The following is a 21560-nucleotide window of genomic DNA, read 5'->3' on the forward strand; positions in this document are numbered from 1 at the left end:
CATGTATGGCACTGCATAATCTCAGAATTAAAATCAACCCTTGGAACTATCATAACTAATTTACATAAACTCTAATAATCTTGCAGCCTGAAGATTAATAATCTTACAGCGGATGCACCAATATTCCTCCGCATAGATAACCGCAAACAACACGATATTTCCATGCGCGAACTGGCACATGCGTATACCGAAGACACACAAGTGAAATGGAACGGCGTGTTGGGACGCATGGAACTGAAAGCGGAAAACGATGTCAAGCTACAACAAGTAAACGTGTATCCGGACATCGCAGGCAAGCGGATAAAAGTAAAAGCCGTCCTGGTGCGGACCAATCCCCAGACCACTCAGGCAGAGATTACCTTGCAAGTCAACTGCGCTGAGACCGGCAAGTCATACGAGCCGCAAACCTATCCGGCCGCATTCCCTCATGATACGGTCTGCATAGAAAAAGAATATGCACTGGGCGAGGACATGCGCCTGTGGGACGAGTTCTCTCCCACCCTCTATACATTGCAGGCAAGCTGCCATACCCGGCAGGGTACAGACCGCTATGAAACCACTTTCGGCATGCGCGAGATTGGGCATACCGACGGTTATCTTACCATCAACGGCAACCGGATATTCCTGCGCGGAACATTGGAATGCTGCATCTTTCCGCTGACCGGAACGCCTCCGACCGATGAAGCCGGCTGGGAAAAAGTATTCTCTACCGCCAAAGCATGGGGACTGAACCACTTGCGTTTCCATTCGTATTGCCCGCCCGAAGCCGCTTTCAAGGTAGCAGACCGCATGGGATTTTACCTGCAAGTGGAGCTGCCCAACTGGTCACTTACGGTAGGAAAGGACACCGCCACCAACCGTTTCCTATACCAGGAGTTCGACCGCATCATTGCCGCGTATGGAAACCATCCTTCTTTTTGCATGTTGAGCACAGGCAACGAGCTGCAGCCCGACTTCCAGTTTCTGAACGCATTTGTGGGCTACATGAAACGGCAAGATAACCGCCACCTGTATGCCACCACCACATTCACTTTCGAGCAAGGGCATGGCACACAACCCGAACCGGAAGACGACTTCTTCGTTACCCAATGGACAGACAAAGGCTGGATACGCGGACAAGGCGTATTCGATGCCGAAGAACCCAACTTCAACAAAGACTACCGACAGGCGGCAGAAGGCATAAAAGTCCCGCTGATTTCGCACGAGATCGGACAATATTCGGTATATCCGGACATGAAAGAAATCGGGAACTACACCGGCACCTTGGAACCGCTCAACCTGAAAGCCATCCAAAAAGACCTGGAAAAGAAAGGGCTTGCCGGCAAAGCCGAACGTTACCTGCAAGCTTCAGGCAGATTTGCGGTACAACTCTACAAAGAAGAAATCGAACGTGCCATGAAAACACCGCAATTCAGCGGCTATCAACTGCTTGGCCTGCAAGATTTCCCGGGACAAGGCACGGCACTCATCGGTCTGGTCAATGCGTTTTGGGAATCGAAGAAGCTGACCGATGAACGTTATTTCCGTCAGTTCTGCTCACCGGTCGTCCCGCTCGCCCGTTTCGAAAAAGCTACTTGGACAACCAACGAAACCTTTGCCGCACAAGTGGAAATAGCCAACTATTACAAAGAAGACATCCGCGGCAAGCATATCCTGTGGCAATTGACAGACAAGACCGGATATGAAGTGGGGCGAGGGAAACTGGATGCCGGTGATGTTGTGCTGACTCAAGACATCAGCCAGGCACTGTCGGCTTTGGAAGCAGGGAAAAAAGTCCTGCTCTCTCCACGTCCCGATAAACTGGAAGGGTTGGAAGGCAAGTTCCTTCCGGTGTTCTGGAGCCCCGTCCATTTCCCCAAACAGGCAGGAACCATGGGCATACTTTGCGACCCCAAACATCCGGCACTTCTGCATTTCCCTACCGAGATACATAGCGACTGGCAATGGTGGAACCTGGTCAAACACTCCAAGGTATTGGTCATGGATTCGTTGCCCGATTTGCAACCTATCATAGAAGTAACAGACAATTTCGTAAACAATCGCCGACTGGCATCCGTCTTCGAAACTAAATACGGAAAGGGCAAACTCATCATGAGTTCAATAGACCTCTTGTCGACTGAGAGCAAACAGAAACCTGAAGTAAAGCAACTGTTCTATAGTCTGACACAATACATGAATTCGGCAGACTTTGTCCCCACCGGAACCGTCAGCAAACAAGACCTGCTTTCTTTTTTCAGCAAGCAGAACAAAGGTGTTGAAAAACGGACAGATGCCCGTTCGATTTACGAAGAATAACTGACAAGAATTAAAGCCTGTTTCAAATTCAAAATAGCTTCTTAACTGAAAGGATTTTCCACAAGAAGGAGACAAAGACCGCCCCTGCTATCAGACGGGCAGACTTTGTCTCCTTGTCTTAATTACTTTGCATTTTCTTCTCCAGCCACCAATACAATCTCCCCAAACAAAGAAGTGCCACCAGCGTAGGCAGGAAAAATAGGACAGCATTGACTGAAGGCAATGCAAACGACAACGAATGCCACCAACGAACTATGGATGCGCCATACAACTTAACAACATAATAGGTCACACCACAGAATGTGCACAAACAAAATACAGCCAATGCCCACCAAAGACGGTGTTCCTCCCGACGTTCACGTGCAAAGGCCTCCTCGCGCACCTGCTGCATCATACGATATGTAAAATTACTTGGCAAGCGGTATGACGATTGTTTGCCCAGTGCTTTTTTCAGTCCTTTATCTGTTGTCATAGCTTATTTCTCCTTTGTTCATTAATAGATAGAGTTTCTTGCGTATACGGTGCAGTTTCACCTTGATATTGCTAACGCTTTGGTTCAAGATATGCGCTATCTCATCGATATTCTTCTCTTCTTCGTAAAAAAAAGTGATGATGGCACGTTCTTCGGGAGCAAGCTGTTGCAAGGCTTCCTGAAGACGGGCAACACGGTCTTCCGAATCGTCATCCAGTGCTTCGTCCACCTCTGTTTCGGAAACCCGCTCCCATTGCTTATCATCTATCGCCAGCACTTCTTCACGCCTCTTACGCAATGCCGAAAGCGCGGTATTGTAGGCAATGCGGTATATCCACGTAGAAAAACTGCTGCCTCCTGTAAACGAGCCAAGGTGGCGGAAGGCTTTCATGAAAGTGTCTTGCGTCAGCTCTTCGGCGTCTTCCGGAGATGATACCATCCGGACAATCAACGTAAAAATCTGTTGTCCGTATGTATCTAGGAAATAAGCGAAAGCTTCGGTTTTCCCCGCCAACACCTGTGCGATGATATGTGACTCGTTCGTATTCATTTCATACTTTTAGACGCAAACAGAAGAAAGAGGTTACAACTATCGGTGAAAAAATTCTCGTATATGATAGTCCAATAGTTCTATATACACCATTTCCCTCCAACGCGATATTCTTCCTTTATAGCTTTATATATCTGCAACTGGCTACATATATATAAAGCAATGACCATGCAAGTATCTTTAAAGGCAAAGACAAGTATATGCTTGTTTCTACTGGAAGTTTGCGGACATTCTTTTTCATAAATATCTTTATCATTTGGTGTAACCTTCCGCATCCACTTGCGTCTAAAGAAACAAAGAAACAAAATAAAACTGATAATAATATGGATGAATTAATGATTGTTGCCAATGTGGCTATTATTTTTGGAGTGATGTACAAGTTGTTCGAACTTTATGCCAAACGGAAAGAACGAATCATGCTGATTGAAAAACTACCTCCCGAATTGCTGGACAAAGAAAAAGTGAAATATCCGAATTCTTCTTCTCCTTCGGGTTTCTTCTCTGCCCTGCGCATGGGCTGCTTGTTCTTGGGCATCGGACTGGGTCTAATTGCCGGCTATTGCATCGTCTACAACACACAACCGGCATATTTCTCAAACTACGACCATCATGTAAACGAAACCGTTTCCCTTATCTATGGAGCCAGCGTCCTGATAGGCGGAGGCATCGGACTGATAGTTGCTTTCCTTGTAGAACTGAAGCTGAACAAAAAGAACGAAGAATAATTAAGAATGAAGAATTAAGAATGAAGAAACAACGTTCGGCGTTAGCCAATCCCATGCAGGCGAAGCGATTCTTCATTCTTAATTCTTCATTCTTAATTCTCAAAGAGTTTCCCGTTGATGTAGAGGTTCTTCATCGTGATATCGCTCACGTTCTCGATGCGGTTCCCGTTCTCCTTTACATTATTAAAGTGACAATCCTCCAGCGATACGTTGGATACATGCTTGTCATCGTCCAGCCCGATAGCCACGATGCCGTAACGACTCTTTTCGCAGGTCACGTTCTTCAGGTGGACATTGCGTACCGTCGGGTCAAAACCCCGGTTGCATTGCTCGCGCTCCTCGTATTTCAGGTTGATGCGCAACACCGCCTCGTTGCATTGCCCTACCTTGATATTCCGCACAAACACGTTCTCTATCAGCCCACCTCGACAAGTGCTGGTTTTAATACGAATCACCCGGTCCAATTGCGGACTGTCCATCACGCAATCTTCCACATACAGGTTGCGGTATCCGCCCGATATCTCGCTTCCGATAACCACACCTCCATGCCCGTTCTTCATCTCGCAATTCCGCACGACGATGTTCTCGCTCGGGATGTTCCATTTGCGCCCGTCTTCGTTCCGTCCCGATTTAATCGCAATGCAATCGTCTCCCGTATCGAAACGGCAATTCTCTATCAGCACGTTCTTGCACGATTCGGGGTCGCATCCGTCCCCGTTCGGACCGCGGTTGAATATCTTCACGCCCCGTACAATCAGGCTCTCGCAAAACAAAGGATGGATGACCCAAAAGGGCGAGTTCAGCAAAGTCACATCTTCTATCAGCACGGTATTGCACGAATAAAAATTAACCAGTTGAGGTCGCAGTCCATCTTCAGGAGTCATTACACGTTCGTAAATCGGACGTTTCAGTTCGGCATATCCCATCAGACGCTCGCGGCTTCCTAACTTTTGGCTGCGCATCCCTTCCTTCCAGCCATAACGGGATGCACCACACATATACCACCAATGTTCGTTCGAGCCTTGCCCGTCAATGATTCCCTTACCGGTCAGCGCGATATTCGTTTCGCCATACGCATAAATCAACGGATGAGCATTATAGCAATCCAATCCTTCCCAACGGGTAATAACTGCAGGGAAATAAAGTTCTTGAACGGTAGAAAACTTCAGTATAGCCCCTTCCTCCACATGCAGGTTTACATTGCTTTTCAAGGTTATCGGACCGGTATAAAACGTTCCTTTAGGAACTAATACCGTGCCTCCTCCTTCCTGGCTACAAGTTATAATCGCCTGATTGATAGCTTCGTGGCAAGGTTCTTCGGGTGTATCGGGCCTTGCACCGAAATCTACGATATTGTACACCCTGTCGGGAAAATGAGTAAGTTTGATTTGTTGTTCGATTTTTACCGATTGGGCAAAAGCCTTATCAAAGTCAACAGGTTCGGAAGCCTGCAAGGAGAAACCCGCAAAAGCCAGCAGGAAAATCAATAATGTTTTCATAAATAATTCATTATTTGGTCAAGATCAGGAGTTAAAAGGGAGTTGCTTCAAGGAGTTAAAGGGAGTTAGAAGCCAATACTTTTACTTATGCAAGCCATAACCGGATATTAGCTTTTTAACTCCAAGCCCGTTTCAGCGGGCGATAACTCCTTCTCACTTCTTTAACTTCTAATTTTAACTTCTAATTATATCGCTTAATTCTTCTTTTCTTTCAACAAGTCACGTATCTCGGTCAACAACTGGATATCTACCGGAGGAGCAGGCGGAGTCTTTGTCTCGGCTTCTTTCTTCCGAGTCAATGCGTTGATGCCTTTCACTAAAAAGAATACCGCCAAAGCGATAATCAGAAAATCGAAAGTCACCTGGATAAAGTTTCCATAATTAAGCGCCACTTCGGGAGTGACCACTTCTCCGTCTTTCACTACCGCTTGCTTGATAACCCACTTCAGGTCAGAAAAATTCACACCTCCCACCAGCAGACCTATCGCCGGCATTATTACATCGCCTACCAGCGATGACACGATCTTGCCGAAAGCACCGCCAATAATGACACCTACCGCCATGTCGATGACATTTCCCCGCATGGCAAATTTCTTAAACTCGTCAAATGTCTTTTTCATCTTGCTCCGTTTTTGAATCCGTTTACGTGCACAAAGATAATAAAATCAAACACAGGAAACAGAAATCAGGCAAGAAACTTTGAAATGAAAGAGAATACTCGTAGCTTTGCACCGCTATTTTCCTATGATTATGAACCGGAACAGAAGACTATACACATTAGGACACATACTATTGATGTGCCTTGCATTAATCCTACCGCAAAACCTGTTGGGAATAGAAACGGAAACAACATTCCGTATTACCGTCCTGAAGTCGAACGGACAACCTCAGCCGGGCATAATTCTGAAAATTTCCGGACGAAGCCAGGAGTATACCGGGGATGCACAGGGAATCATTACCTTCCGGTATGCCACCGAAGATAGTTATACCCGTACGGCAAACTTATATTTTCCAACCGACCGCAATAAATCGGTCGCCTCGTTCGCCCTTGAAGCTGAAAACGCTACCCGGACATTCTATCTGGACAGCCCACAAGATATTGTAGCATTCAAGCAAAGCCAGCAGACCTTCCCCGTCGAAGGCATTGTAAGTTCTGATACCGGTGAACCGATAACGGGAGCTATCATCAGCATCCTGGGAACAGGACGGCGAACTACGACCGACGAAATCGGATTATTCCATATCGATGCCGACTTCAACCATCCGGTGACCGTGCGTGCCGACGGGATGGACAACCTCTCTATTCCCATCCAACAGTTCCTGCAATACCCGAACGAACCACTCCCCATCACAATGTATGCCAAAAGTTCGGTACGTATCTATGCCTCTGCCGAACAGATGCCCGAATTTCCAGGAGGAATGAAAGCCTTTACAAGATATGTAAAAAGGAATTTGAAATACCCCGAACGTGCCAAACGGGACAGTCTGGAAGGAGTAGTGGCAATACAATTCGTCGTAGAAAGAAACGGGCGGATCACCTCACCCACCATTGTACGTAGCCTGGAGCCTACAATGGACACGGCGGCACTAGCCCTTATCCAACAAATGCCTCGTTGGATTCCGGCAAAAGACCACGGAATCACAGTACGCTGCAAATACTCGGTACCCATACAGTTCAAAATAGAACGTCCGAAACCTATACAGCACCGACCAATACCAGCACAAGCCGACAGCATCTTGCACCGCGACACGCTGACTGTTGACTCGCTCCGCACCGATTCGCTTGCCATAGACTCCTTGCACATGCTCCGGAAAGTATTGGCGGATTCGTTGCGTACAGATTCAATCCGGCTACAAAAAAACTCGTTATCTTTACCAGCCGACTCACTGAACATCGGGGTCGACTCGTTACTTCTGAAGAAAGACAGCCTGCTGCTACCTACCGACTCCATCGCACCGAAAGACTCGCTGGAACAAATTTCTACCAGTCAGCAAGCAACGGAACAAAAGCCTAAGAAACGCAACATCTTTGTCCGCTTCTTCCGTTGGCTGTTCGGAATCAAGGATAAATAAGAGCACATAACTGCCTTGCTTGTAAGAAGCTGTTTTGAATTTATCGTGCGATGATTTGGGATGAGTTTTTGAGGCATTTCCGCTTCTGTGATGAGGAAGATAGCGGGCTATCTGACGAAGAACAGGAGCGGAAAGGACCAAAAAATCGCCCAAAGCACACACGAAAACGGATACATCAAGCCAAGAAAAACTTTTTGGAGAAATTCAAAACAGCTTCTAAGATTATTAATCTTCATGCCGAAAGATTATTAATCTTCACGCTGTAAGATTAATAATCTTACAAGCGATGCAACTATTGCGAAAACATAAACGCATACGGCTTCATCGCCTTACGAAGCAAGTTTCATCAACCGACACATACAGCTTCGCAGGCAAATGAAGCCGTATACGTTAAAACTCCCATTCAAGTCCATCCTGCCCTAGTTCAAAATATGGTATATAAAAACCAATATTTCCCCCTCTACCACACGAAAAAGGCGTACTTTTGATACAAAAACAAAAACATCTTTTATGAAACATACGAAACCAGTTTGGCTTGCCATGGCATTTAGCTTTAGCTTATTTACCGCCTGTGCGGATACATCCCCTAAAACTGAGCAAGAAAAGCCCGGACAAGAAGAACCTGAACCGGAGCCGGACGAAGAAGAATTGCCCGACTATCCCGCTCCCGACCGGAACGCAACCCCCGCCTTTCCTTATGCTTTCGGAGCCGGACGCTTTACTTCCGGAGGAGCGGAAGGGAAGGTATATACCGTCACTTCCCTTGCCGATGACGGCTCTACGGGCACCTTGCGCTGGGCATTGAACCAATCGGGCAAGCGTACCATCGTCTTTGCCACGGGCGGACTTATCGAATTAAGCCAAGAGCTTAAAATCAATCATGGAGATGTAACCATTGCCGGACAAACCGCACCGGGAGGAGGCATCTGCCTGAAAGGGCATCCGGTTGTAGTAAATGCAGATAATGTCATCATACGGTTTATCCGTTTCCGCATGGGATCGGACAACCTGACGGAAGCCGAAGCCGACGGAGGCGATGCCGTGTGGGGCAGAGGACGGAAAAACATCGTGATAGACCATTGCTCGATGAGCTGGAGCACCGACGAGTGTGCCTCTTTCTATAATAACGAGAACTTCACCCTGCAATGGTGCATCATCAGCGAAAGCCTTACGCTCTCCGAGCATAGCAAAGGAAGGCATGGGTACGGAGGCATCTGGGGAGGAGAACCTGCCTCGTTCCACCATAACCTGCTGGCACACCATAGCAGCCGTACGCCCCGCCTTTCGGGAAGCCGCACCACGGGCAATCCCGATAAGGAGCAAGTCGACCTGCGGAATAACGTATTCTATAATTGGGGACCGACCAACGGAGGCTATGCGGGCGAAGGAGGCTCGTACAATTTCATCAACAACTATTACAAGCCGGGACCTTCCACCTGTACGAAGAAAGGCATTGTCAACCGCATCTTCCAGCCTAACGGGGATGACGGAAGCCAGCAAAACCCGAAAGGCGTATGGGGAACTTTCTACGTAAACGGAAACTATTTTGATGATACCTGCCCCAACTTGCCCGAAAACTACAAAAAACTGATAGCGGAAGTCAATGCAGATAACTGGTCGGGCATACATCCCAATGAAAACAATTGCCCCTTGCCCGAAGGAGGCATCGAAGCCATCCGGTCGGAAGAAGCCTTCCTCATCACTTCCGATACGGACGAATACACCCAACCGGCACAAGATGCCTACGAATGGGTATTGGCTCATGCGGGAGCATCGCTCGTCCGGGATGAGGTAGACGCGCGCATTGTCGATAACGTGCGCCAAGGGAATTATACCGCCGATGGAAGCAACGGAAGTTCGAACGGACTGATAGACCGTGCCGAAGACGTAGGCGGATGGCCTGATTACGCACCGGGCACAGCTCCGGCAGACACAGACGGAGACGGCATGCCCGATGCATGGGAAGAAGAACAACACTTGAACCCGAACGATGCTTCGGACGGAGCCAAATACAACCTCAGCCCCTACTATACCAACTTGGAGGTTTACCTGAATAGCTTAGTAGAAGATTTATATCCTAACCCTTAATACCTTATTATATATGAACCTGAAAAGAGAACTCGGAACAGCCGCCTGCCTGATTGCGCTCTCGTTATGCGCCTTACCGGCATCAGCATCCACCGACCGCGTACCGGCATTCCCCGGAGCCGACGGTGCGGGGAAATATACTACCGGCGGAAGAGGCGGAAAAGTATATACCGTCAATTCCTTGAAAGACGACGGGTCGGAAGGCACGTTGCGCTGGGCAATCCGCAAGAAAGGGCCGCGCACCATCGTATTTGCCGTAAGCGGCATCATCGAACTGCAATCCCCACTCTATATCAATAACGGAGACCTGACCATTGCCGGACAGACCGCTCCGGGCGACGGCATCTGCCTGAAAAACTATACGCTGGGAATCAAGGCGGACAACGTCATCATCCGCTTCATCCGTTCACGCATGGGAGCGGACATCAAGCAAAAAGGGAACGATGCCATGAACGGATTCAATAACCACCGGGACATCATCATCGACCATTGCTCGATGAGCTGGAGCACGGACGAATGTGCCACGTTCTACGATAACCGGAACTTCACGATGCAATGGTGCATCGCCAGCGAAAGCCTGCTCAACTCCATCCACGAAAAAGGCAAGCACGGCTATGGAGGCATCTGGGGAGGACAGCCCGCCTCGTTCCACCACAATCTGCTGGCACATCACTCCAACCGCACGCCCCGCCTGTGCGGAAGCCGCTATACAGGCAAGCCCGAAGAAGAGCGGGTGGAATTGTTCAACAATGTCATCTACAATTACGGAAGTGCCGGAGCATACGCGGGCGAAGGAGGTTCGTATAATTTCCTGAACAATTACTATAAGCCCGGTCCCTATACCGCTACGGTCTCCTCATACAAACGTTTGTTTACAGCATATCCCGATGACGGAACGAACTCCAATACAAAAGGTATTCACGGTGTTTTCTATCTGAACGGGAACTACATGGATGATTCATGTACCAAGCTGAGCGAAAAGCAACGGAAAGACATGCAAAAGGTGAACAAGGACAATACCGTAGGGTTGATTTTAAAAGACAAAACCGCGGACAAAACAACTTACTTATCCGATTCCCCCTTCGATATAGCCGAACATACTTCGCTCCAACCGGCACACGAAGCTTATGAAGCCGTATTGCAATACGCAGGAGCTTCTTTCAAACGGGATGCATACGACCAACGTATCGTAGACGAAACCCGGCAGGGCATCTATCATTATGAAGGAAGCCACGGAAGTACTAACGGCATGATAGACCAACCCAGCGATGTAGGCGGATGGGATGAATACCAGTCTGACATTGCTCCTATTGATACTGACTCCGACGGGATGCCCGATGAATGGGAAAAACAGCACGGCTTAAACCCCAATGACGCCTCGGATGGGGCTGTTTACAGCCTGAGTACCGACTATACCAATCTGGAAGTTTATCTGAATGGTTTAGTTAACCATTTATATCCGAAAAACTGAGAAGTAAGAGTTAAGCCATGAAAAACCAATTACTATGCCTGCTGATATGTGGACTGGCAAGTTTCGCACACGCACAAGATATCCCCTCACTAAAAAGTATGGATGACGGCATCCACCACTGGAATCTGGGACATCCCGTCCGCAACTATGCCCGCTATGCCCCTGAACAGTACAAGGAAATAGCCAACAATTTCATTGCTTACCAGAATCAAGACGGCGGATGGCCCAAAAACATCGACTGGCTGGCCATTCTGCCGCCCGACTCGGTATACAGCACATTAAGCGACCGATACAAACGCAGTACGCTGGACAACCGCAATACGTACTCACAAATCGATTATCTTGCCCATGTATATACGCTGACCAGACAGGCACGCTACAAAGATGCCGCTCTCAAAGGGTTGAGCTACCTTCTTAAAACTCAAAAGAAAAACGGAGGCTGGCGCGGCTGGGACGTAGATGCCATCACATACAATGATGAGGTGACCACCGGTGTACTGGAACTCTTTTTACGCATCAACGAAGGAGATATCCATTACACCTGGCTGGACGACACAATGAGGAAAAAAATCCACCAGGCATTTTGGAAGGGAATCGACATGATTTTGCATACTCAATATGTACAGAACGGCACCAAAACTGTATGGGGACAGCAACACGACAACAAGACATTGCTCCCTACACATGCCCGCAGCTTCGAACTTCCGTCATTGGTTTCGAGCGAAAGCTGTAGTATCCTGCGCCTGCTGATGCACATTCCTCACCCTACACCTCCGGTCATAGATGCCGTAAAAGCCGGCATATCCTGGCTGGAAAAATCAGCAATCCAAGGTATCCGCATCGAAAAGGTTCCCATAGACAAAACGCAAATCACCAACGCAGAATATCCCTACGACAGAATTGTCGTGGAAGACGCTAAAGCTCCACGCATCTGGGCCCGTTTTTACGAACTGGATACCAACCGTCCCTTCATGGCTAACCGCAATGGGAAAAAAGTCTATCAGCTGAAAGATGTAGCGCCCGAACGACGGGTAGGCTATGCATGGTACACATACGTTCCCGAAGCCATCTTACAAGCTTATCCGGTATGGATAAAAAAAATAGAGGCAGAACAGGCATACACAGGCTACGAAACCATAAACGATATGCCTATCTTCTACCAAGAACTGAAGCAAACACTCACCTATCCACTGGCGTGGGGCAATGCACCAGAAAAAGATTTCAGCCGCTGGCGTGAACAGGCACGCCGGAAATTGCTGGAATGCATGCAGCCTGCACCTCCCGAATCTGCCTTCGATATGAAAGTCATCGAGAGTGAGCAACGTGAGGGCTATACGGCACAAAAAATCGTATTTAACATTTCCAAATGGTCTCGCGTGCCGGCATACCTCTTGGTACCTGAAGGAAAAGGTCCATTTCCTGCTATCCTGCTACTACACGACCATGGTGCACATTTCACCATCGGAAAAGAAAAGATGGTACGTCCGTTTCACGTATCAGAAGTCGTACAAGCAGATGCAGACGATTGGGTAACACGTTGCTACGACGGACAATACGTAGGTGATTATCTGGCACAACACGGATACATCGTGCTGGCAGTAGATGCCCTGTTCTGGGGCGAACGCGGACGAAAAGAATATCCACGCTACGATTCGCAACAAGCTTTATCTGCTAATTTGCTTCAGATGGGCATGTCATGGGGAGCACTCATCACGTGGGATGATATCCGAAGTGCTGAGTTCTTGAGTTCTCTTCCTAATGTCGATAAGGAAAAAGTCGGTACAATGGGCTTCTCTATGGGAGCACATCGGGCATGGATGACCATGGCGGCCACCGATGCCGTAAAAGCCGGAGCTGCCGTATGCTGGATGAATACCACCGATAGTCTGATGACTTTAACCAACAACCAGAACAAAGGTGGTTCGGCATACGCCATGATTATCCCGAACCTCCGGCGTTACATGGATTATCCACACGTAGCAAGCATCGCCTGTCCCAAGCCGATGTTATTCACCAACGGACTGAAAGACAAACTTTTTCCGGTAGACGGGGTAAAGTCTGCATACGAAATCCTGCACAAAGTATGGGAAAGCCAGGGAGCCGATAAACACCTCCATACCCAACTCTACGACTTGCCCCATTTCTGCAGCAAAGAAATCCAGCAAGCCGTATTAGAGTTTTTCAATAAAGAATTCAACCATTGAAAACATATACCATCATTTTATGAAAAAAGTTCATTTGTTCTGCATCTTACTGACAGTTCTGTTCCTGTCAGCATTCAAGTCAGACCGGGTTATCACGATTTTTATGATAGGAGATTCCACCATGGCCAATAAATCGTTGGATGCCGGTAATTTAGAACGAGGCTGGGGACACGTTTTAGGAGGATTTTTCACCGAAGACGTACGCGTAGACAACCATGCTTTAAACGGAAGAAGCTCGAAAAGTTTCATTGACCAAGGACACTGGGAAGAAGTGGTAAACAAAATCCGCCCAGGTGACTATGTATTTATCCAGTTCGGACATAATGACGAGAAAACGAACCCTGACCGTCATACCGAACCAGGTACAACTTTCGATGAAAACCTCCGGAAATTCGTACGTGAGACACGCGAAAAAGGAGGTATTCCCGTCTTGTTTAATTCTGTAGTACGCCGCAATTTCGGTGAAAACCCCAATGCGATTGCTGCTGATGACCTCCGTCCCGAAAAGACAGATGCCATCGAAGAAGGAGATACGCTGATAGATACCCATGGAAAATATCTTGACTCGCCACGCAATGTGGCAAAAGAACTGGATGTAGTATTCATCGATCTCAACCGTGCCACAAAGGAACTGGTAGAATCAATGGGCGTAGAAGGTTCAAAAAGACTTTTCATGTGGATTCCGGCAGGTGTTTCACCCGCTTGCCCCAAAGGACGCCAAGACAATACCCATTTCAACGTATACGGTGCCAGACAGGTAGCCAGACTTGCCGTACAAGCCATCGAGAAGCAAATTCCCGAATTGGGCAAGTACGTACGTTATTATGATTTTGTAGTAGCAAAAGATGGTAGCGGTGATTTCTTCACCGTTCAGGAAGCAATTAATGCCGTACCCGATTTCCGCAAAAAACATCGCACTACCATTCTTGTACGGAAAGGCGAATACAAAGAACGTGTCATCGTCCCTGCCTCAAAAATCAATGTATCACTTATCGGCGAAGAGGGAGCCATAATCACTGATGACAATTATGCCTCGAAGAAAAATATTTTCGGCGAAGAAATGTCTACCTCCGGTTCATCTACCGTCTACATTTACGCTCCCGACTTTTATGCCGAAAACATCACTTTTGCCAATACGGCAGGAAAGGTAGGGCAAGCTGTAGCATGTTTTGTCGATGGCGATCGTGCCTATTTCCGGCATTGCCGTTTTCTGGGCAACCAAGACACACTCTACACCTATGGCAAAGAAAGCCGACAATACTACGAGGAATGCTACATAGAAGGCACTGTCGATTTCATCTTTGGCTGGAGCACTGCCTTATTCAAAAATTGCGAGATACGAAGCTTAGGTGATGGCTATGTGACCGCTCCCTCTACCGACCAAGGGAAAGACTATGGATATGTATTCTGGAACTGCCGCCTGACTTCAGACAAGGAAACCAGCAAAGTTTATCTGGCTCGTCCGTGGCGTCCCTATGCCCAAGTGGTTTACATAGAATGCGAATTGGGCAAACACATTGTTCCGGCAGGCTGGAACAACTGGGGTAAAGCATCGAATGAAAAAACCGCGTTCTTCGCTGAATACAAAAGCACCGGCGAAGGAGCAAGCCCAAATACTAGAGTACCCTATAGCCACCAACTGACTGACATCACAAGATACCAGCCCGAAAAGGTATTGGCAGGAAACGATGGATGGAATCCTCTTAAAAATGGCAATGCCCTATTGACAGACATCAAGCGGTAACTGTAAGAACTAATCAGGAGTTAAAAGCCCAAACCTACAAGGTTATTGACTTTTAACTCCTGATTAGTTCTTACAGTTATACGACTTTTATTCGCACGGATTCCAATTTCCTGACATAAAATAAAAACGGTCCAAAGTTATGTCATTTACCTCTTTTTCGGTCAACTGCTTTGCCCATCCGACCCGTTGGCCGGTTATTGCACCTTCACCGGTGTTTCCGTATTCAGCATAACGAGCAGTCTTTTCATTTTCCTTATTATTCCAATTGTGCCAGCCTGCCGGAACAATGTGTTTGCCCAACTCGCAATTCATAAATACGGTAGAAGCATACGGACGCCACGGACGTCCCAGATAGACTTTATTTACACCGGCATCGGCAGTCAGTTTGCACTTATTAAACACATAACCATAAGAAATATAGGCAGGAGTAGAAGCTGCTGACACATACGAATTGGCTTTACTGTGAATGGTGCATCCCTCGAACCAAGCAGTAGAAGGACCAAAGATGAAATCGGTAGTTCCCTCTATGTAGCACCCTTCGAAATAAAGACGAGTTCCTTCTGTCCCCGTATAGACTGTATCTTGATTGCCCAACAACCGGCAATTATAGAATCTTAAGCAATCCCCTTCAGTATGCAAGGCTACAGCCTGTCCCAAGCGGGGTGCATTATTCTCAATAGTTATGTTACGGAACGTGATGTAATTGCCCTCTACTTTCACCGTATAGGTTCGGAAAGTACCCATTTTGTTCATATTGGCATGATCGGCATTCGTTATTATTGTCTTGCCAGCATCTTCACCGATAATCTCAATGTGCTGAAGCCACGAAGGCACAACCAGCTTTTCACGATAAACACCATTCTTGACATAAATCTTTACATCATAATCCATAAAAGCTCTTGCCGACTCCAAAGCATCCTTTAAAGTAGTAAAGTCGCCCGAACCATCCTGAGCCACCATCAACGTTCTAGGTTCGGCAAAACGACGTTGCTCCTTAGGAAGACTTTCCCATTCCAGGCTTGCCAGAATAAACGGTCCAACAGCCTTCGGGTCGTTGTCACGAATCTTCTCATTTATATAATAGGTATAATCACCCGACCGGTAATTCTTGCCTCCCAGTCCGGCAACTGCGCAAGCACGGGTTATCGACACCAACCCATTTTCGTCCACCTTTATAAAATGATTTAAAATGCCTTCGTAACCTTTACGCGCCGTATTGAAATAAGAAGAACTGATATATCCCTTACGCACTGCTTTCAAGAGGGAATAGACAAACATCGTAGAGCAGGACGACTCCAAATAATTTCCTTCATCACCACTACGATCCATCACCTGATACCACAATCCTTCTGGACTTTGATATTTTTTCAACGTCTTGGCAACGTGGTTCAGTATCACCAGCAATGAGTCACGTCCCGGTTCATGCATCGGAAGATAATCAAGCACATCAACGATTGCCATTGTATACCATCCCAACGCACGTCCCCAGCAATGCTGCGACTGACCGGTAGTCTTATCCGCCCATTTTTCTGTCTTACTTACATCACAAGCATGTCGGAACAAGCCCGTCTCTGAATCGTACGTATGACGCGCAGCCAACTTTATCTGTTTGATAACCTCTTGATAATCTTCCGGTTCATTATTCCGGTAAGCATACTCCGCCAAATAAGGAACCCCCATATAGATACCGTCCAACCACATTTGGTGAGGATATACTTTCTTATGCCAAAAGCCTCCATCAGCATTGCGAGGCTGTCCATCGAACTGTGTGCGAATCAAATCCAAGGCTTTCTTGTACTTCGGTTCCTTAGTCTGTTCATAAATGCGGAACAAGAATTTTCCGGAATTGATACGGTCCAGGCTATATTCTTCTACCTTGTATTTCTTGATTGTCCCGTCTGCATTAACCATCGTATCGGCATAAGCCAAAGCATACTCGAAAAAACGGTTGTCGCCATAACGGTCGTACACATCCAACATAGCCCCTAATTCCAGCCCATGACAATAATCCCATTTCAATGACGGTTGGAAATCAAGTTGCCACGACTCAGGATTTCTTACCATTTCCGACTCTGCCATACGGACAGACCAAGGCTTCTGCGGCTCGAAGGAATCGGTCTTTGCCTGAATTTTACCCAAAGTTGCCAACACAACCCCCAACATCATAACTAAAAAGCTCTTGTTTCTCATAACGTGTTTTTTATTTGTTTTTGCATGAATGCCCACACTCCCTTAACAGTTACAAAAGTAAAGAAAAAGTAAATGGGCCATGTGGATTTTCTGGGCTTAAAAGTGGATTATTTATTCAAGAAACAAGAATTATCGTGTACGATAACGGAAAATTTCGACAAATACTGCAATTTCTTGCCAAATCAATTGCAAATTAAAAGAAAAGACCGTACATTTGGTGCAATTACATTCATTATTAACCTTATAAACGTATTTATAGTAAAGAGAAACGTAACGTATGGAACAGGTTTTTAGCTATATCATCGGTCTGGGAGCAGCGGTGATGATGCCTATTATTTTTACAATTTTAGGAGTATGTATCGGAATTAAATTCGGGAAAGCACTCAAGAGCGGATTGCTCGTCGGAGTCGGTTTTGTAGGATTATCGGTAGTGACCGCTTTGTTGACAAGCAGCCTGGGAGAACCACTGAAAAGAGTCACCGAAATCTATGGGTTAAGTCTAGGTATCTTCGACATGGGATGGCCTGCTGCTGCATCAGTTGCATACAACACATCTGTAGGTGCTTTCATCATTCCTGTATGCCTTGCAGTCAATATCGTGATGTTGCTGACCAAAACAACCAAAACCGTCAACATCGACCTGTGGAACTATTGGCACTTTGCTTTTATCGGTGCTGTGGTCTATTTCGCATCAGACAATATCTGGTGGGGATTTTTTGCCGCCATTATCTGCTACATTATTACTTTGGTAATGGCAGACCTGACCTGCAAACAATTCCAGACCTATTACGACAAAATGGACGGCATCTCCATCCCTCAACCTTTCTGCCAGGGTTTTGTACCCTTTGCCGTAGTTATCAATAAGGCACTGGATAAAATTCCCGGATTTGAAAAATTAAACATCGATGCGGAAGGCATGAAAAAGAAATTCGGCATCATGGGTGAACCTCTTTTTCTAGGTGTCATCGTGGGATGCGGCATTGGTGCATTAGCTTGTGAAAGCGGCAAGCAGCTGGTCGACAACATTCCTGCCATTTTGGGACTGGGCATTAAGATGGGAGCTGTAATGGAATTAATTCCACGTATCACTTCATTATTCATTGAAGGATTGCGCCCAATCTCGGATGCCACCCGTGAATTAATTGCCCGCAAATTCAAGAATGCAAGCGGACTGAACATTGGTATGAGCCCTGCATTGGTCATCGGCCATCCTACAACGCTTGTTGTCTCGTTGTTACTGATTCCTGTTACTTTATTTTTATCGGTTATACTTCCCGGAAACCAATTCTTGCCGCTTGCCTCGCTGGCTGGTATGTTCTACTTGTTTCCGGCGGTCCTTCCCATCACTAAAGGCAACGTATTGAAAACATTCATCATCGGCCTGGTAGCTTTGATTGTAGGACTCTATTTCGTTACCGATTTGGCTCCTTTCTTTACCCAAGCCGCACAAGACGTATATGTAAAGACACAAGACTCTGCCGTAAAAATACCCGAAGGGTTCCAAGGAGGTGCACTCGACTTTGCCTCAAGCCTCTTCTCATGGGCTATTTTCCACCTTGTATATAATATGAAGATTGTAGGTTCTATTATCCTTGTTGCCTTTACACTGGCTTTGGCAATCTTTAACCGACGCCGGATTATCAAGGAAAGCCGCAACGCTGAATAATCAATAAAAAACAAACTATAAAAAACGAAAGCAACATGAAAAAATTAGCAATTGCAATGATGTTAGGTGCAGCCGCTTTATCGGCAAATGCACAAGTAAACGTACGCATGCAAACGGCATGCAACCCCCAAGATGTAAAAACATACGACACACAAAGACTTCGTAACAGTTTCATGATGGAAAAAGTAATGGTTGCCGACCAAATCAACCTGACTTATTCCATGTACGACCGCTTCATCTTCGGCGGAGCCGTTCCCGCAACCAAAGAACTGACACTGGAAACCTTTGATGCACTGAAAGCTCCTTATTTCCTGTTCAACCGCGAACTGGGAGTCATCAACATCGGTGGCGAAGGTATCGTAACCGTAGATGGCAAAGAATACGAACTGGGATTCAAAGAAGCCCTGTACGTCGGCCGTGGAAACAAAAATGTGACATTCAAGAGCAAAGATGCCAGCAAGCCTGCCAAGTTCTATATCAACTCGGCACTGGCACATAAAGAGTACAAGACACAACTGATTACCATCGACAGACGCAAAGGCTCTTTGAAAGCCAACTCATTCCCTGCCGGAAAAATGGAAGAAAGCAACGACCGTGTCATCAACCAGCTGATTGTGAACAACGTACTGGAAGAAGGCCCGTGCCAACTCCAAATGGGATTGACCGAACTAAAACCCGGCAGTGTATGGAACACCATGCCTGCACATACCCACAGCCGCCGCATCGAAGCGTATTTCTATTTCAACGTTCCTGAAGGCAACATGATTTGCCACTTAATGGGCGAACCACAAGAAGAACGTCTGGTATGGCTTGCCAACGAACAGGCTATCATGTCACCCGAATGGTCTATCCATGCAGCAGCCGGCACCAGCAACTACATGTTCATCTGGGGTATGGCTGGTGAGAACCTGGACTACGGAGATATGGACAAGATTTCTTACACAGAAATGAGATAAGCACCCTCCCGTCATTTATTAACTAAAAACTATCTAAACGATAAAAACAAGATTCAATACCATGAACAATTCAACTAATACCGGAGCGAAGATGAGCAATTACCGCTGGGTAATCTGTAGCATGCTATTCTTGGCTACTGCAGCAACTTATATGGACCGCCAGGTTCTATCGCTTACCTATAAAGACTTTATCGCTCCCGAACTGAACTGGTCGGATGCCAATTATGGAACCATCACGGGTGTATTCTCGTTAGTTTACGCCATCAGTATGCTGTTCATCGGAAAGTTTATCGATAAAGTAGGTACGCGCCGCGGTTATCTCATTGCCTTCGGCACATGGGTAGTGGGTGCATTCTTACATGCTTTTACCGGCATACTGACCAATGGCATTGTAAGTGGCGACTGGATGTTCACTTTCGGAGCCGCACGCGAAAACCTTGCCGCCATCAAAGCTACTGGAAATATCGCACTGGCGGTATCAACTGTCAGTGTCTGGCTGTTTGTATTCATGCGGTGCATTGTTGCCATCGGTGAATCGGGCAATTTCCCTTCAGCCATCAAGATTACTGCCGAATATTTTCCGAAGAAAGACCGTGGCTTCGCTACCGGCTTGTTCAATGCAGGTGCACAAGTAGGTGCTCTGGTAGCCCCGTTCATCATACCGGGCATTGCACGTGCTTTCGGCTGGGAAATGGCATTCATCGTAATGAGTGGAGTCGGGCTGCTCTGGATGATTTTGTTCTACAAATTCTACGACAAGCCACGTGACAACAAGCATGTGAACAAAGCTGAACTTGAATACATCGAACAGGATGCAATAGCCGAAAATACGGTCAGCAAAGACAATAATGACGGACCGAAAATCGGACTTTGGAAATGTTTCACTTTCCGCCAGACATGGGCGGTCATCTTCGGACGTTTCCTGCCCGATGGTGTATGGTGGTTCTTCCTGTTTTGGGCTCCGGCATATATCCGTGATGTATACGGATACAGTTCAGACTCTACCATGGGAATGATGCTGATTTTTACACTGTATCTGATTTCGATGTTGTCGCTTTACGGAAGTTATCTGCCTACATTCTTTGTTGAAAAGCAAAAAATGGACCCCTATAAAGGCAGAATGAAAGCCATGCTGATTTTCTCGTTCTTCCCATTGATAGGTTTGTTTGCCCAGTCGACCGGTGCAGCTTCTTGCTGGTATCCGATTATCATCATCGGTATCATCGGTGCAGCACACCAGAGTTGGAGTGCAAATGTCTATTCAGTAGTAAGTGATATGTTCCCGAAATCGGCCGTAGCTACCGTTACAGGCATCGGTGGTATGGCAGGTGGTGTAGGCTGCTTGCTTTTCAACCAGTGCTCGGGTTTGCTATTTACTTATTCGAAAGAAACCAACATGTCTTTCCTTGGTTTTCAGGGTATCGATGCCGGCTACATGATTGTATTCATCGTAGCATCGCTCGCCTACCTGTTCAGTTGGATTATGATGAAGATCATGGTACCTAAATATAAACTGGTAGAAGTATAATCCGCCAGACGGATTTAGAAACCGTTTCTAATTTTTTGCACATTTTGGTTTTCATTTTCGGTGTGCCTGCACTACTATTGTTCTCATAGTATGCAGGCA

At 46.8% G+C, this 21560-nt stretch carries 16 protein-coding genes and 2 pseudogenes; 12 read left to right on the forward strand and 6 right to left on the reverse strand.

Going from position 1 to position 21560, the window contains the following annotated elements; translation table 11 throughout:
* The first annotated feature begins 162 nt into the window (after positions 1 to 162).
* Positions 163 to 2295 (forward strand): glycoside hydrolase family 2 protein, encoded by a 2133-nt coding sequence (locus H9625_RS13305; protein WP_225226434.1) that lies wholly within the window; start codon positions 163 to 165, stop codon positions 2293 to 2295.
* Between the two features lie 118 nt (positions 2296 to 2413).
* Here the strand turns inward: H9625_RS13305 and H9625_RS13310 are convergent, their stop codons facing one another.
* Together H9625_RS13310 and H9625_RS13315 are read right to left on the reverse strand one after the other, a co-directional pair.
* Positions 2414 to 2767: a hypothetical protein gene (locus H9625_RS13310; RefSeq protein WP_022039609.1), complete on the reverse strand. Its 354-nt coding sequence runs from the start codon at positions 2765 to 2767 to the stop codon at positions 2414 to 2416.
* Positions 2754 to 3317: an RNA polymerase sigma factor gene (locus H9625_RS13315; protein WP_087213288.1), complete on the reverse strand. Its 564-nt coding sequence runs from the start codon at positions 3315 to 3317 to the stop codon at positions 2754 to 2756. Before H9625_RS13315 ends, H9625_RS13310 begins: the two co-directional genes overlap by 14 nt.
* A gap of 323 nt (positions 3318 to 3640) precedes the next feature.
* Between H9625_RS13315 and H9625_RS13320 the strand changes: the two genes are divergently transcribed.
* Entirely contained in the window at positions 3641 to 4042 is a 402-nt protein-coding gene (locus tag H9625_RS13320) for a DUF6249 domain-containing protein (RefSeq protein WP_022039611.1), read from the forward strand.
* A gap of 92 nt (positions 4043 to 4134) precedes the next feature.
* Here the strand turns inward: H9625_RS13320 and H9625_RS13325 are convergent, their stop codons facing one another.
* Positions 4135 to 5541 carry a glycoside hydrolase family 28 protein gene (locus H9625_RS13325; protein ID WP_191764801.1) on the reverse strand — a complete coding sequence of 469 codons (1407 nt, stop codon included), beginning with the start codon at positions 5539 to 5541 and terminating at the stop codon, positions 4135 to 4137.
* Between the two features lie 194 nt (positions 5542 to 5735).
* Positions 5736 to 6161 (reverse strand): large-conductance mechanosensitive channel protein MscL, encoded by a 426-nt coding sequence (gene mscL / locus H9625_RS13330; RefSeq protein ID WP_022039613.1) that lies wholly within the window; start codon positions 6159 to 6161, stop codon positions 5736 to 5738.
* 124 nt (positions 6162 to 6285) lie between these two features.
* Here mscL and H9625_RS13335 point away from each other — a divergent pair, with 124 nt between their 5' ends.
* From H9625_RS13335 to H9625_RS13360, 7 genes and pseudogenes are all read left to right on the forward strand, one after another.
* Entirely contained in the window at positions 6286 to 7614 is a 1329-nt protein-coding gene (locus H9625_RS13335) for a TonB family protein (RefSeq protein ID WP_225226435.1), read from the forward strand.
* Positions 7615 to 7664: 50 nt separating this feature from the next.
* A complete protein-coding gene (locus H9625_RS13340; RefSeq protein WP_191764803.1) occupies positions 7665 to 7880 on the forward strand; it encodes a hypothetical protein in 216 nt (71 codons plus the stop codon).
* A gap of 244 nt (positions 7881 to 8124) precedes the next feature.
* Complete coding sequence (locus H9625_RS13345; RefSeq protein ID WP_191764805.1) at positions 8125 to 9702, forward strand: pectate lyase; 1578 nt, start codon at positions 8125 to 8127, stop codon at positions 9700 to 9702.
* Positions 9703 to 9715: 13 nt separating this feature from the next.
* The gene (locus tag H9625_RS13350) at positions 9716 to 11173 is read left to right on the forward strand and encodes a pectate lyase (RefSeq protein WP_191764807.1); all 1458 of its coding nucleotides are present in this window, start codon (positions 9716 to 9718) and stop codon (positions 11171 to 11173) included.
* A 98-nt stretch (positions 11174 to 11271) separates the two neighbouring features.
* Positions 11272 to 12231: pseudogene (gene pelA / locus H9625_RS17770) on the forward strand (pectate lyase); the annotation flags it as partial.
* A gap of 33 nt (positions 12232 to 12264) precedes the next feature.
* Entirely contained in the window at positions 12265 to 13377 is a 1113-nt protein-coding gene (locus H9625_RS17775) for a dienelactone hydrolase family protein (RefSeq protein ID WP_239414079.1), read from the forward strand.
* A 19-nt stretch (positions 13378 to 13396) separates the two neighbouring features.
* A complete protein-coding gene (locus tag H9625_RS13360; RefSeq protein ID WP_087209237.1) occupies positions 13397 to 15121 on the forward strand; it encodes a pectinesterase family protein in 1725 nt (574 codons plus the stop codon).
* Between the two features lie 87 nt (positions 15122 to 15208).
* Here H9625_RS13360 and H9625_RS18060 read toward each other — a convergent pair whose 3' ends face one another.
* Together H9625_RS18060 and H9625_RS18065 are read right to left on the reverse strand one after the other, a co-directional pair.
* Positions 15209 to 16081 (reverse strand): pectinesterase family protein, encoded by an 873-nt coding sequence (locus H9625_RS18060; RefSeq protein ID WP_394354944.1) that lies wholly within the window; start codon positions 16079 to 16081, stop codon positions 15209 to 15211.
* Positions 16082 to 16114: 33 nt separating this feature from the next.
* Positions 16115 to 17311 (reverse strand): annotated as a pseudogene (locus H9625_RS18065) (glycoside hydrolase family 88/105 protein); the annotation flags it as partial.
* 277 nt (positions 17312 to 17588) lie between these two features.
* On the opposite strand from H9625_RS18065, the gene H9625_RS13370 reads away from it, so the two are divergent.
* The 3 genes from H9625_RS13370 to H9625_RS13380 all read left to right on the forward strand — a co-directional run bounded on the left by H9625_RS13370 (position 17589) and on the right by H9625_RS13380 (position 21461).
* Positions 17589 to 18977: a PTS galactitol transporter subunit IIC gene (locus H9625_RS13370; RefSeq protein ID WP_087209246.1), complete on the forward strand. Its 1389-nt coding sequence runs from the start codon at positions 17589 to 17591 to the stop codon at positions 18975 to 18977.
* 35 nt (positions 18978 to 19012) lie between these two features.
* Positions 19013 to 19933 carry a 5-dehydro-4-deoxy-D-glucuronate isomerase gene (kduI, locus tag H9625_RS13375; protein WP_191764809.1) on the forward strand — a complete coding sequence of 307 codons (921 nt, stop codon included), beginning with the start codon at positions 19013 to 19015 and terminating at the stop codon, positions 19931 to 19933.
* 61 nt (positions 19934 to 19994) lie between these two features.
* Positions 19995 to 21461 (forward strand): MFS transporter, encoded by a 1467-nt coding sequence (locus H9625_RS13380; protein WP_191764811.1) that lies wholly within the window; start codon positions 19995 to 19997, stop codon positions 21459 to 21461.
* Positions 21462 to 21560 lie beyond the last annotated feature (99 nt).

The organism is Phocaeicola intestinalis (genome assembly GCF_014837065.1).
Lineage (GTDB): Bacteria > Bacteroidota > Bacteroidia > Bacteroidales > Bacteroidaceae > Phocaeicola > Phocaeicola intestinalis.

What these genes read in the sequence shown, in the direction of transcription:
- H9625_RS13360 (WP_087209237.1), top strand. Translation starts at nt 13,397, where the DNA reads ATGAAAAAAGTTCATTTGTTCTGCATCTTACTGACAGTTCTGTTCCTG.
- H9625_RS13340 (WP_191764803.1), top strand. Translation starts at nt 7,665, where the DNA reads ATGATTTGGGATGAGTTTTTGAGGCATTTCCGCTTCTGTGATGAGGAA.
- H9625_RS18060 (WP_394354944.1), bottom strand. Translation starts at nt 16,081, where the DNA reads ATGGTGGCTCAGGATGGTTCGGGCGACTTTACTACTTTAAAGGATGCT.
- H9625_RS13315 (WP_087213288.1), bottom strand. Translation starts at nt 3,317, where the DNA reads ATGAATACGAACGAGTCACATATCATCGCACAGGTGTTGGCGGGGAAA.
- H9625_RS13305 (WP_225226434.1), top strand. Translation starts at nt 163, where the DNA reads ATGCGCGAACTGGCACATGCGTATACCGAAGACACACAAGTGAAATGG.
- H9625_RS13310 (WP_022039609.1), bottom strand. Translation starts at nt 2,767, where the DNA reads ATGACAACAGATAAAGGACTGAAAAAAGCACTGGGCAAACAATCGTCA.
- H9625_RS13350 (WP_191764807.1), top strand. Translation starts at nt 9,716, where the DNA reads ATGAACCTGAAAAGAGAACTCGGAACAGCCGCCTGCCTGATTGCGCTC.
- H9625_RS13345 (WP_191764805.1), top strand. Translation starts at nt 8,125, where the DNA reads ATGAAACATACGAAACCAGTTTGGCTTGCCATGGCATTTAGCTTTAGC.
- H9625_RS13320 (WP_022039611.1), top strand. Translation starts at nt 3,641, where the DNA reads ATGGATGAATTAATGATTGTTGCCAATGTGGCTATTATTTTTGGAGTG.
- H9625_RS13335 (WP_225226435.1), top strand. Translation starts at nt 6,286, where the DNA reads ATGATTATGAACCGGAACAGAAGACTATACACATTAGGACACATACTA.
- mscL (WP_022039613.1), bottom strand. Translation starts at nt 6,161, where the DNA reads ATGAAAAAGACATTTGACGAGTTTAAGAAATTTGCCATGCGGGGAAAT.
- H9625_RS13380 (WP_191764811.1), top strand. Translation starts at nt 19,995, where the DNA reads ATGAACAATTCAACTAATACCGGAGCGAAGATGAGCAATTACCGCTGG.
- H9625_RS13370 (WP_087209246.1), top strand. Translation starts at nt 17,589, where the DNA reads ATGGAACAGGTTTTTAGCTATATCATCGGTCTGGGAGCAGCGGTGATG.
- H9625_RS13325 (WP_191764801.1), bottom strand. Translation starts at nt 5,541, where the DNA reads ATGAAAACATTATTGATTTTCCTGCTGGCTTTTGCGGGTTTCTCCTTG.
- kduI (WP_191764809.1), top strand. Translation starts at nt 19,013, where the DNA reads ATGAAAAAATTAGCAATTGCAATGATGTTAGGTGCAGCCGCTTTATCG.